Source organism: Acinetobacter sp. R933-2 (assembly GCF_030325485.1).
Taxonomy (GTDB): Bacteria; Pseudomonadota; Gammaproteobacteria; order Pseudomonadales; family Moraxellaceae; genus Acinetobacter; species Acinetobacter sichuanensis.
Window position 1 is genome coordinate 263,335 of sequence record NZ_JACAIJ010000004.1, and the last position, 13,797, is coordinate 277,131.

Annotated in this window: 10 protein-coding genes; all 10 read left to right on the forward strand. The window is 38.6% G+C overall.

Annotated features, from left to right (window positions below; all coding sequences use genetic code 11):
* On the forward strand, positions 1–450 hold the full coding sequence (locus HX005_RS06865; protein WP_286376771.1) for a GNAT family N-acetyltransferase: 450 nt from the start codon (positions 1–3) through the stop codon (positions 448–450).
* A 2-nt stretch (positions 451–452) separates the two neighbouring features.
* Complete coding sequence (locus tag HX005_RS06870; protein ID WP_286376772.1) at positions 453–938, forward strand: hypothetical protein; 486 nt, start codon at positions 453–455, stop codon at positions 936–938.
* Positions 938–1,363 (forward strand): hypothetical protein, encoded by a 426-nt coding sequence (locus HX005_RS06875; protein ID WP_286376773.1) that lies wholly within the window; start codon positions 938–940, stop codon positions 1,361–1,363. Before HX005_RS06870 ends, HX005_RS06875 begins: the two co-directional genes overlap by 1 nt.
* Positions 1,363–3,402, forward strand: coding sequence for a methyl-coenzyme M reductase (locus HX005_RS06880; RefSeq protein WP_286376774.1), 2,040 nt, complete (start codon positions 1,363–1,365; stop codon positions 3,400–3,402). Before HX005_RS06875 ends, HX005_RS06880 begins: the two co-directional genes overlap by 1 nt.
* Positions 3,399–6,368: a lytic transglycosylase domain-containing protein gene (locus HX005_RS06885; RefSeq protein ID WP_286376775.1), complete on the forward strand. Its 2,970-nt coding sequence runs from the start codon at positions 3,399–3,401 to the stop codon at positions 6,366–6,368. The genes HX005_RS06880 and HX005_RS06885 overlap by 4 nt, the downstream gene beginning before the upstream one ends.
* A gap of 42 nt (positions 6,369–6,410) precedes the next feature.
* Positions 6,411–6,626 (forward strand): hypothetical protein, encoded by a 216-nt coding sequence (locus HX005_RS06890; protein WP_286376776.1) that lies wholly within the window; start codon positions 6,411–6,413, stop codon positions 6,624–6,626.
* 66 nt (positions 6,627–6,692) lie between these two features.
* Entirely contained in the window at positions 6,693–10,220 is a 3,528-nt protein-coding gene (locus tag HX005_RS06895) for a hypothetical protein (protein ID WP_286376777.1), read from the forward strand.
* Between the two features lie 69 nt (positions 10,221–10,289).
* Complete coding sequence (locus HX005_RS06900) at positions 10,290–10,634, forward strand: hypothetical protein (protein ID WP_286376778.1); 345 nt, start codon at positions 10,290–10,292, stop codon at positions 10,632–10,634.
* A complete protein-coding gene (gene terL / locus HX005_RS06905; RefSeq protein WP_286376779.1) occupies positions 10,634–12,283 on the forward strand; it encodes a phage terminase large subunit in 1,650 nt (549 codons plus the stop codon). Before HX005_RS06900 ends, terL begins: the two co-directional genes overlap by 1 nt.
* A gap of 12 nt (positions 12,284–12,295) precedes the next feature.
* Positions 12,296–13,797, forward strand: a 1,502-nt coding sequence (locus tag HX005_RS06910; RefSeq protein WP_502872725.1) for a phage tail fiber domain-containing protein, incomplete at its 3' end; no start/stop codon positions are given.

Sequence of the window (13,797 nt, forward strand, 5' to 3'; positions counted from 1 at the left end):
ATGAAAATACGTGTAGCAACACTGAATGATATACCAGTTTTATTAAAGTTTGGAGCATCCTTTGTCCAAGAGTCACCAAACTATAAAAATCGTGAATTTATTGCACAAGAAGCACAGAAACACTTTGAAGATTTGATTAATGGCCAAGGCGTTATTTTTGTCATTGAGCATCGCCAGGAAGTGATTGCAGGCTTTGCAGGTAGCATCGGTAAAGACTGGTTTAACAATCAAAAAATTGCCATTGATCATGTGATGTATGTACTTCCTGAATTTCGCAAAACACGTGCTGCTTACTATCTTATTCAAACTTTTATTGGGTGGGCGGCTGGTATGGGGGCAAATCGAATTCAGTGTGGTACCACAACAGATGTGGAGTCAAAAGGCTGTATTCGTTTGTATGAACACTTTGGATTTAAGCAATACGGCACAGTTTTGGATATGGAGCTATAAACATGTCAGAAATCATTTCACCTGATAACACCGAGCTTTTGGCGCACATCTTAGGCGACATTCAAAACAAGGCTTACATTGATGTGGTTCGTGATGTTCAACAACAGATTCAAGACAGTGCTGAATTAATTGATGTACCTATTCAAAATCATTTTGCACCAGGTGTTTATCTGCGTCAGATGGATGCTAAGGCTGGAACGCTCGTTGTAAGTAAGATGCATCGTACTGAACACATGAATATTTTACTCACAGGCTCATTAACCGTTGCGACTGAAAATGGTATTGAGCTTATGAAAGCGCCAGTGGTTTTAAAATCCATGCCTGGCACAAAACGAATCGGCTATTTTCACGAAGATAGCTCATGGATCACTGTACATCCAACAAATAGCACTGACTTGGAAGAAATCGAAAAACAAGTAATTGTTCCAGATCATGAAATCGATCAATTCCTTGCATCTTTACCCAGTAAATGTAAGGAGATCGAATAATGTCATGGGCAGCCGTAGCAGCAGTTGCAGCAGTAGCAGGTGCTGCAATTAGTGGGTATTCCGCATATTCATCAAATAAAACAGCAGCAGAACAAGCGGAAGCAGATGCAGAGGCGCAAGTAAAACAAGGTCGTGTCGAAGCTGAACGTATTCGCAAACAAAAAGAGAAAGCTCAATCAGCAGCACGTGCAGCAGCAGCGGAAAATGGGCTTGATGTGAACGAAGGCACTTCTGTTGTGATCAATGATCAAATTGAGCGTGACGGAACATATGACGAAGAAATGGCGCGACTGACAGGGTTTAATTCATCACAGAAACTAAAAGCAGCAGCAAGTGTTTATCGTAGTGATGCGAATACTGCAGCAGCCACAGGTGTTTTAAATACGGTTTCAGCAGGTGCCAGTGCTAAAGGTGGGTGGAAATAATGGCTAGAATCCCGATGGGTAATTTCGGTCAGTCTATGCCACAGGCTGAACGGACTCAATTACCACAGTCTCAAAGCGGTCAAATGATCGCTAATTCACTGCAAAATGTATCGCAGGTTGCACAGCAGTTTGATCAGAAACAACGTGAGCAAGAAGCGCAACAGAAGCAAATTGCGCTGTATCACGATAAGTTAGCAACTGATGAAGCCAAGATAAAACTTGATGATGTACTCACAACCGAAATGAGTGATCAGATTGTATCGATTAAAGATCAAGTTTCTAAAGGTGTAATCAGTGCTGAAGAAGGTAAGACACAGCTTCAAACTTGGTCAAAAACGAAATATGATGAGTTTGCGCCCACACTTCCAATGCATTCGAAACATGAGCTAGATGCATATTGGAACAATAATATTCAGCGTCAAGAAAATGATTTTTTACCACTGCAGTTACGTGCGGATCTACAAAAGTCATCACAGTTAGTTGACCGTGCTTTTGATATTGCTACTCGTTATGATGAGCAGCAAGGGCGTGAATATCTTGAAACTTATTTAACAAATTCGAATTTACCTGAAGCTGATAAGTCTGCCTATCGTCAAAAATACAACACAACACGCAATCTTATGTCGATTGATGGGCGTATTAATACAGCTTTAGAAAATGAAAGTGTTGAAGATTTAAACGGATTGCTTACTGATTTAAAGGGTGGGCAATATGGTTATGTTGATGGACCAACAATCCAGGATAAACAAAAACAAGTTTTAAGCCGTATCGATGCACTGAATCAGAAAAAACAAGTTGAAGAAAACAAGCGTGTCACAATGGCAGGTAAAGTTTTTAATGAGTTTAAAGCCAATGTTTTGACTGGTCGTGCAATAGATTCTGAATATGCATCAAATGTAGGTACATCTGTTGTAGGTACTGAATACGAAGGTGAATATCAATTTTATAAAGCACAGTCTGAAAATTTTCAAAAATTCAGTCGCTTAAAAACAAGTGATCAATCAGCTATGATCAATCAGCAAAAAGCCAAAATGAAAAATAGTTCTTCTGCAGAAGCTCAAACTGAAGAAAAAGTATTGGGTGTTTATGAGGAAATTTATAAAGATAAGCTCAATACAATCAAAGAAAATCCAAACCAAGCAGTACGTGAAGCAGGTTTACAACCACACGATTTGACTGCAGCGGAATTAAAAACAGATTCAGGATCATTTGCTAAAAAAGTGGTTGAGAACGGCGTGAATCAGATTGCTTTAAAAGATGCCAACATTAAACTCCAACCTATTTCTAGTGAGGATCTGCCAGAAGCTAAGCAAGCTTTTGAGAGTCTTGGTGTGAATGGAAAGCTTAATTTTATTGGCAGTTTGATTGGTCAGTCTAAAAATCTACCCGATGGTCATAGAATTTGGGGAGCTACTTTAGGGCAATTGGGTGGTGGCGATCAGTCTTATATTTTGGCTGGTATTGCTCGTTTATATGGTTATAAATCCACTGAAGGAGAGGATGTAGCAACAGCAATTATCAGTGGTACACAGGCGCTTAAAAATAAGCAAATGATCATGCCTAAAGATGAATTATTAAAACAAGAATTTTCAAAATACGTGGGAAATACTGCTAGTGGCCAAACTGCAAATATGACCTTTGCTGGCTTTAAATCTATATATGCACATTTGGTTGAACGCGATAATTATCAGCACAAAGACAAAGATGACATAAGTAAAGATGCTTTGAGTACGGCATTAGATTTAGCAACTGGTGGTGTATATGAGCAAGACATGAAATATGGCAATGAAAAATGGAAGGTATCAAAACCATACGGCATGGCAAATGATGCTTTTGAAACCAATGTCACATCTGGTCTTAAATATATTTCATCTAAAACTAATATTAGTGTGAATGATCTTGAATCGTTACGTTTAAGACGCTCAGATCAACGATCTGCTAAGGGTGAAATTCAATATGATTTAGTCAATGCGCGTGGCAATCCATTGATTGTGAATGGTGTCGTCTGGCGAATTAACATGAAAGGTAAAACCAAATGAGTAATTGGCTATCAGAATTTTCGGGTGAAGATCAGCAACAAGTAGATACATTAAATGCTACTGGTATCGCTCATAAACCTACGCAGCAAAAAACACCTGGTCTTTGGGATGGGGCTGCATTGGCAGTTCCTAAAGGCATGGTTGCAGGGACAATCAAAGTTATTGATACGGCTGCAAAACCTTTTGAGCGTATTAAAGATCATGTGCAATATGCTTATGATGATATTGAAAAAAACGGCATTGATGGCGGTATCAACGTTGCAGATCCATCATTTAGTGAGGTACACGAAGCTAAAAACAAAGTTAGAAAACAAGAATTGGTATCTGAAATTGAACAGCTTCAAGATGCAGAAAACACAGGAACTATTGGGAATATTGGTTTTTCAGTTAGTGATTACTTAACACGTGCTGTTCTTGGTAGTGCTGCAGGTGGTATTGGTGGGGCTGTAGCAGCTACAGGTGCATCTGAAACAAATTTCGTATATGACAACCTTACAACTAAAGGGGTTGATGAGGGGACTGCATTAAAAGTTGCTTTGACTGACGGTGTTATTGCCGGGGGTGCGACTGCTTTACCCATTACCTATGGTTTTAAAGGTGCTGGCGGCTTACTTGCTGATGCTGGGCTATCCATTGGCGGTGCAACTGGGATCATGACCGCAGGGCAGTGGGTTAGTGGTAATATTTTAGAATCAGCAGGTTATAACCAACAAGCTAAATATTATGAAATCACAAAAGAAGGCGTTGCAACCAATCTTATTCTGAATGGTTTATTTTTTAGTGGTGCACGTGGTTTAAAACATTATCAACAAAAAGGTCTAAATGAAAATGTAGATGCTGAGATTCGCTCATTAGATGCTGATACGGCGGTAGCACGACAAGATCTAGCAGAACATACTTTGGTTGCTAACGAGCTTGATTTAGATAATATCTCAACACCAGTACGCACGACAGATCCAATCCAACACAATAATAATTTAGTCAATTTAGATACTGCACGATCGCAAATTGAAAGTGGCCAACCTGTCAATGTACCTCATAACGTGCAAGGCGCACCCAAAACAACCGTTTTAACTGCTTCAAGAGTTGCAAGCTATACTAACAAGCCTTGGGCAAAAACAATCGCAACTGAAGCAGAAAAGCGTGGTATTGACCCCATCAATGCGGTGGTTATTTCTCACATTGAAACAGGCGGCACGTTTGATCCTAAAATCCAACCCAAGGATAGAAATGGAAAGTTGCTTTCTAGTGCTAAGGGTTTGTATCAAACACTTGATAGAACATTCGATTCTATGGGTGGTGGTGATCGATGGAACGGTAATGATCAGATCCGTGCTGGCTTAAACTACTACCAACACAATGCCAAAATATTTAAAAATAAATTTAACCGTGATCCGTCAGGGCTTGAAGTGTACTTCATGCATTTCTTTGGTGAAGGTGGTGGTCCTGTATTCTTAAAAGCTGGTGATGATGAGTTGTTTGTTAATGTGGCCACACGTTGGAGTAAATCATATAAGAATAAAAAAACAGGTCGAATGATTACTGCAGCAGAACAAGGGACAAGTATAACCAAGTCACATGGCTTTAATGGTATGACCGTCGGGCAAGTGAAAGCAAAATATCAAAAAAGATGGAATGATATTGCTAAAAAATACGGTGGTGATGGTTCAAATATTCAGACTGTTCATGCAATGGACGGTACAAGTTACGATGTTTCCTATGATGTGAAATCACTAGGCGAACTAATCGCATCAAATGATACGGCTTATGGTGTAAATCCACGTTATCCAGCCGAACTACAGCCACGTGATCGGACACGTGAAGCATCACGTCAGCAAATTGAAAGTATGGCCAACGACTTAAAACCTGAATTATTAGGTGAGTCCTATAAGTTGTCAGACGGCGCACCAATTATTGGTTTTGATAATGTAGTTGAATCGGGTAACGGTCGAACATTGGCAATTAATCGCGCATACGAAACAGGTAAAGCCGAAGCATATACAAAATTTGTAAGTGATTTTGCTGCTGCTCGAGGTTTAGATATTTCAGGCATTGAAAATCCAGTTTTAGTACGTACACGCTTGACTGATACCAATCGTGCAGACTTCGCAAAGCTTGCAAATGAAAGCGATGTAGCTCAATTCAGCGCAACAGAACGAGCAAAAACGGATGCTGATCGTTTACCTGATTCATCACTTTTGAAGATCAATAATGACGGTTCGATCAATCTCGAGAGTTCAATGGACTTTGTTCGAGGCTTTGTGGATCAACTTCCACAGTCAGAACGTGCAACAGCAATCACACCTGAAGGACGTTTATCACAAGAAGGAAAACGGCGTATTGAATCTGCCCTGGTGCAACGCACTTACGGTGATTCAAACCTTGTGACACGACTTGCTGAAAATCTTGATGAAGATGGGAAAAATATTTTAAATTCTTTGCTTCGTGCTGCACCACAACTCGCACAGCTTGCAGATTTAGTGAAGCAAGGCGGTAGACATCAAAATACAATTGCATCCGATCTAGCGCAAGCCACGCAAAAATATAGTGATATTAAAGCCAGTGGTTCAAATATCCGTGACTATCTTGATCAAGGTCAGCTTATTGATGACGGTTTATCTGCAGGTGCACGTGACTTCCTCAATGTTTTTGACAGCAATAAGCGAAGTGCCAAAGCCATTGGTGACAACATTCAATCCAAAATTAATGAAGTTGAAGCAATGGGGGATCCACGCCAAGGCAGTTTGTTTGGTGAATCACCCGAAGAAAAAGCAGCTTTAGAAATTATTGCCAATAATCCCAACCAAGAAATCACAGTTTCTCGTACCAAGCCCGATGGTGAAGTGGAAGAAATCACAATGACTTTACGTGAGCGTTTGGATGAATTAGACGCTGAAGCAAAGGCAGCAGAGCAAGATGTTTTAGCAGCACAGACAGCGCTGTCTTGCGCTTTACAGTTTGGGTAAATGTGACTATAACTATTTTTTACTTATTTTTAGAGTGGTTATATGAATAAATTTATAGGCGGTTTTCAAAATGGTCAAGATTTTCCTTTTGACCCTGATAAATATGAAGGTAGCACTTTCAAAGCTGGTGATATAAAAACTGGGGAATCAGAAACTTATAGAAAAGTTTTAGTTGGTGAACACACTTTTTGGGTTGTTGAAAGTATGCCAAATGAAGTAGCAAACGACAGAATTAAAAAAATTCTAGGGGTTATTTAAAAGACACCTAACAAACCCTACCCCAGTCAATGCTCAGATAGTGGAAATTATCTGAGCATTTTTATTATGAAAGACCAATGTAAACAAGCCGTAGCACAGGCATTAGGCAAACAAACACTAAACGCTCAAGAAGTCGCAGCAGTTGAAAAAAGCATTAATAAAACGATGCAAAACTTAGCACGTGAAGATCGTCAAAAATGGCAAAACATGAGCCTAAACGATCGTATTTCTGCGGCTGGTCAGCGTATTGCGGATGATATTTTAGGCGAGGTTAGACGTAAAAATAGGATTGCTGCAAATGACATTATTATTCAGGCACGAAACTTAAATCAGTTAGATCACCCAACCTTACCAGCTTCCCAAGTTGTCGATCGTATGATTGCACCTCATGGTGACATGTCAGGCATTAAGTCTTTTAGCTCACAGGCACGTGCCATTGCAGGGATTTATCGTGGTGAGCTGATGGACTTTTATACCAATATTAAAGGCGGTATTGGCGTATGGACTGATAAAAAATTAGTGCATGAAATTATTAAAGAGCGATTTGGTGAAAGCTCAGGTAATGCATCGGCAAAACAGATCTCAGACAAGATGGGCGAAGTCTTTGAAGGGATGCGAGAGCGTTTTAATCGTTCTGGTGGAGACATTGGCAAGCTTGATAATTGGGCATTACCTCAAACCCATAGCGCACAGAAAATGGTGCAAGTAGGTAAAGACCAATGGGTACGTGATGCTGAAAATGTGATTGATCGTGAAATGTATGTCAAAGAAGATGGTTCTTTATATTCTGATGCAGAAATCAAAGCATTATTAGAATATTCATACGATTCGATCACCAGTAATGGTGCAAACAAATTAGAGATTGGGCGTAATAATTTTGGTGGTAATTCCAAAGTCACTAGCAAACATAGTGAAAGCCGTGTACTACATTTCAAAAATGCTGATGCTTGGCTTGAGTATCAAGAAAAATACGGCGGTATGCAGTTTGTAGATCTAGTTGAAGCACATGTGAATGGATTATCTAAAGACATTGCATTGGTCGAAAACCTAGGAAGTAACCCAAAAGGTGCTATGCGTATTCTTATGGATGCAGCACGTCAAAAAGATTGGGAAAAAGGTATTGATCCAAATGATACTAAAAAGGGGTTAAACCGTTCTCAAGTCATGTTTGATGAGTTTATGGGTGCAAACATGCCTGAAAACGAAGTACTGGCAAACATTGGTTTAACTTATCGCTCCATGAACGTTGCATCAATGTTAGGTGCTACTACGCTTGCATCACTGACTGACCAAGCGATGACACTTAAAACAGCGCAGATCCATGATATTGCGTATCGTAAAATTTTTGGTGAAATCATTAGCCAACTTAATCCGAAGAATAAGGCAGATCGTGAGCAGGCACATAGCTTAGGTTTAGCCACTGAAGAAATGTTAGGTACAATTACACGCTGGTCGGATGATGGTCTAACCTCAGTGCATGGTAAAGCTGAAAAGGCTGCAAAATTATCAAGTTCATTGGCAACTCAAGTATTAAGACTATCGGGATTAAATGCTTTAACCGCAGCCAATAAAGTTGGTTTTTCAAAAATGCTTATGGATAAGTACGGTCGATTGACACGTGAAAAGTCATGGAATGATTTAGAAGCAATTGACCGTGAGCTGCTGCAAGGTACAGGTTTAAATGAACGTACATGGGAAATCATGCGTTTGGCTGAGCCAGTGTTAGATCGTAAAGGTAATCAACTCATGAGCGCCAGATCTATCTATCAAATTCCTGATGATAAAATTTTAGCTGCTATGGATGGTGATGTACGTAAGTTAGTTGATGATATTAACAATCAAGTTAATGAACTTAACACTCGAAATACTGAAGATGATTTAAGAGTCTCAAATAGATCACAGCGTTTAGATGATACTAAACGTCAATTATCACAACGATTACAAGACTATGCGAATCGTAAGGATAGTCAAGCTATTGCTGAGAAACAGGCATTACAGGATCGAATGGATTTATTAGATGCTCAAAAAGAGGCAGCAGCAGCACAGGCTGATATGAATACATATCTACGAACACTTACAAATACCGAAAATTTAAAGGGGTTTATGGATGGTATTACACAAGGTAAGGCAATTGACCGTATAGCTGATAGTGCTAAAAAATTAGGAAAGGAATTAGAATCTCTGAACAACAAAGTTCATCAGAAAACAAAAAAAATATCAGATACTGTTAGTAGGAATGATAAGGAAATTCAATCTAAGTTTAATGATTTTAGTGGCTTATTGAATAGCAAAACAAAGCTTACACCTGAACAGCTCAAAGTGTATGAAAGCAAGTTAGCCGATCGCTTAAATTCATTTGCAAACACACGTGAAGTTAAAGCTATGAAGCAAGTTGATATTTTAAATGAATACAAATCTTTGGTTGAGCTTAAACAAAGTCACATTACAAAAGAATTTGAGATTAAAAAAGCTGTTGAGCAAAGCAAGCTTAAGTCAAAGACGGATGCAAAACTTGATAGTTCGATTACTTCACAAGCTCGTCAAAACTACACAAGTGGTGAAAGTATTGGTAAACGGATAGGCAATGCTGAACGTCGTATGGTTGAGTTACGTGCGAAAATTAAAAAAGCTGATAGTGAAGCAAATAAGGCAATTCAAAAAAAATATAATGAATTGGATAAACGTATTCAAAAATTAGATAATGAATTTTCTGAATATCAAACACGTGTTAATGAACGTCAGTTAAAACGTGAACAAGTATCCGATCGGTTAACAAAAAGTATTGACGGTGAAAAAAAGGAACTTGCTAAAAAATTACGTGACGAAGCAGCTTCACGCTTCCAAGCGCATTTATTAGATGAGCAAGGCATGGCTGTCATTGAAGCTGGTCTACGTGAAAAAACGTGGATGACTGGTGGTTTGCGTAAAGGCACTGCAATGGGTGAGATTCTACGCTCAATGCTGCAGTTTAAATCATTCCCAGCAGCCATGCTTATGCGTCATGGTAGCCGAACTTTTAGCAGACCATCGACAATGAGCAAAGCAACTTATGGTGCTTCACTGGTTGCGCTAACATCGTTACTTGGTGCATTTGTAGTACAGCTTCGTGAAATCGTAAACGGCAATGATCCACTCACCATGTGGGATAGTGACGATCCTGAAAAAACAGTCGACTTTATGAAACGTTCGATTGCCCAAGGTGGTGGTTTGGCGATCATGGGGGATATTGTTGTGGCAGGGATGGACCCAACAGGGCGAAGTACTGAGAATGTTTTAACTGGTCCTTTTGGATCTGATGTGAAAACTGCACTCAATGTGACTTTAGGTAATGCTACTCAACTCGCCAATGGCATTGAAACCAATGCAGGGAATGAGGCTTTTAAAATGGTCAAAGGAAAAATACCGGGACAAAATCTATGGTATACAAAAGCCGTTATGAACCGTATGATTTTTGATGAATTGCAAGATACCATTGCACCAGGATATCGTGAAAAAGTTTTACGGAAAGCTGAACGGCAACATGACAAAACACGTTTTTGGGGTGATGATCTTTCTGATATACAAATGCCTGACTTTGAACGTGTAGTCCAATAGTACCCAACCAAACACAAGTCTTTCACAGCAACACTAGCCCTATCGAAACATGATGATAGGGCTTTTTTTATGTCAGATGAAAAGAAAGAAGGTCATTTAAAACCTGAAACTAAAGAGAAATTAAAACTATGTCTTGAAATGGCTAGTAGCGATGCAGTTGATTTAATGACTGAAGCATACGGACAGGATATTTTTTCAAAAGAGGGACGAGGGGACAAGGTGTGGCTATACAAAGGGGCGAAAGAAGCACTCACTTGTATGGAAAAGCTCAAACGTATTTTACATGATGATGAATTTACAAAAGGTAATACGGATGACAGAGCAATAACACCTGAACAGCAAGCAGCAGCACTTTTAGAAAGTGTGACCAAAAAGCTTGGTGAGCGTAAACAACGTCCAAATCGACCAAGCTAATGATCAAGGTTTCATTTGCTGCGTTCTACCTTGTTTATGCTGAAACATTAAACTGGGTCGTGCCTGATTTTCACTTAGATGTTTGTGATTTCTTAGAAGATTACGGCACGCTTGGCTTATTGATGATGCCACGTGGACATGGTAAATCAACGATCTTAGATATTTATAATGCATGGAAACTTTATAACAATCCTGATCATCTCATTTTGCATCAGGGCGCAACAGATCCTGATGCTTATAAAGTCAGTCGAGGTACTGAACAAGTATTAGAACGTCATCCTTTATGTGTACTTTTCAGTATCAAAAAAGCACGTGGGGAGACACAAAAATGGTGGGTAACAGGTTCAACTGATGTGCGTCATGGCTCTATTCATGCACGTGGCATTTTATCCAATGTCACAGGTTCACGTGCAAATGAAATCCAAAATGATGATGTTGAAGTTCCTAGCAATATTGGTACGCCTGAATCACGTGAAAAACTGCGTTATCGCCTATCTGAGCAAACACATATTTTAATACCAGGTGGACAGAAACTTTTTGTTGGTACACCACACACACATGATTCTTTGTACACCCACATTCAAAAACTAGGTGCAAAATGCTTGGTGCTTAAAATGTTTGAACATGAAAAACGATTTGAAAATGTATTTGAAGCCATTGTTGATTTTGACCCGGTTTATATTTTTAGTGGTATTGGTAACCAGGCAAAACTTTTAAAAGAAGGCATTAATTATAAGTGGGTACAACAAGGTAAAGCTTACAAAATTATATTTACAGAACAGCATTATCTGATTGATGTGTACAGTGAAGCACTATGGCCAGAACGCTTTACACCTGCAGTCATGGAAGAGCGACGCAAAGAATGCCGAACAATCAATGAATGGGATTCACAGTACCAATTACATGCCAAGCCTACTGGTGATGTACGCCTTGATCCTGAAAAACTGATTGCTTATGACTGTGAGCCAATATTAAGACGTGCCAATGGTCGCTACATTATGATGTTAGGTGAGCGTCAAATTGTAGGGATGACATGCCGATGGGACCCAAGTTCAGGTAAGTTAAAATCGGATGTTTCTGCTGTAACGTTGGTTCTGCATGATGATCTTGGCAACAAGTACTGGCATAGATCTATCGCATTGAAAGGCGAAGTCATTATCACAGATGATTTTGGTGAAGTCACAGGTGGCCAAGTATGGCAGTTATGTGATTTGATCGAAGAATACAACATACCAAGCGTGACCATTGAAACCAACGGCATTGGTAATTTTGCACCAGCATCCTTAAAAGCAGCGTTGAAAAAAAGAAAAATTCGTTGTGGTGTAAACGAGAACCATTCTACAGGGCAGAAAAATAAACGTATTTTAGATGGAATTGAAGGACCTTTGGTTTCAGGCTTGTTGTGGGCACATGTTTCTGTACTTGATACACATGAGGGTGAAAACACTTCTGTTCAATTCAAACAAATGCGTATGTTCAACCCTGCTATTACAGATCAAGAAGATGATTATCTTGATTCCCTAGCTGGTGCAATCACTGATTCACCTGAACGCATCGGGAAAATACACAGACAAAACGAAGCGAATGCATCGCCTAATTGGAGAACGGACGGTGGTGTGATTGAAGCCACCTTAGATTTTGAATATTAAGGTGAATTTACCATGGCTGTATCAGAGCAAACACCCTACCAAGAATTTATTGCAAATGGAACTACTACAGTTTTTCCCTTAAATTTTGATGCTAAAGAACAAGATCATCTTATTGTTTTAGTTGATGATGTAGAACCACCAGTGGGTGATTGGTCATTTGATTTTAATACTGATCAAGTGACTTTTTTGAAAGCACCAAAAGCCAATTCGGTTATTAAAATTAGACGTGATACACCACTTAAACGAGATGGTAGTTATAAGACTTATGACAACTCATTTCGACCAGAACCCGTGAATGAAGATCTTGATTCAATTTGGTACAAGCTGCAAGAAATGGGCGTACTGAATTGGATGATCAATAATGATATTAAAGACTTGGGTGCTTATGTTGATAGTTTAAATGATGAAACTAAAGCTGCATTTTTAGCAATGATTGAAAAGCAGGGTGTTTCAATGCAACAACTAGATCTCTATGTTCAGGGGCTATATAAGAAATTAGCTAATGTTGCTGTAGAAAAAGGCTGGTTGGCAGAGTTTATTGCTGATGGAAAAGAAAATCAAAAACAAATTAATGATTTAGCACGAATTGGGCAGGCAAACCGATGGAGATCTGATAAGTTTTACTTGTTTGGTGAAATGGTTTTACTTGAAAATGGGAAGCAAGTAGTTTCTGTAATCGCAGAAAATAAAAATGATCCAAATCTAAATATGACAGGTTGGAAATATAAAGACGCAAAATTTACTTTTTTTGATTTCGGATTTTTACATGATGAAGATTGCACGAATCAATTAGAATATTTAGCTCAATACATTAAAAATAATGACATTGTTATAGAGGATTTTAGCGGAGAGATATATTTTTTTAAAAAAAATATAATAATTTCAGCACCAGGCAAGAAAGTTAAAATACATACAAATTGTATTTTAAAGTCAAATAACTCTTTTATTACATTCACAGGAGATATTGAAGAAGTTGGAAGTATAGTATCTGTAGTTGATAATAAAGTAACTTTAGATATTGTATCTAATTTATTTGAATCAGACATTATTGCAATACAGAATACAAGAGAATATAGCTTTAATAAATATCGTCCGTATTATTTTGATGGAGAAATCAAAGAAGTAGTTTCTGCTTCTAATGATATTATTACTTTAAATCAGAGTTTAGAATCAATTTATCCTGGAGGGATAGAAGATAAAGTTTATAAAATATCTCCTATCTACTTAGATATTAATATGATTGTTGAGGGAAATGGATTATCAGCGATCCGTTTTGCGCTGGCATCAAACAGTACAATAAAAATCGATGCTAAAAACTTATTAAATATTGGTACAGCATCGTATGCTTGTATCTTTGATCGCATTTATAAGTCAAAAGCATCAGGATCGGCAATAAAAAAAGGCAGTGGAACAACTGGGACTGATTATGGCTTTATTGCTTCAAACTGCCAAGATTTAGATATTTATGTTGATTACGCTTATGCGCATCGTCATGCATGCGCAATGGGTGGGGC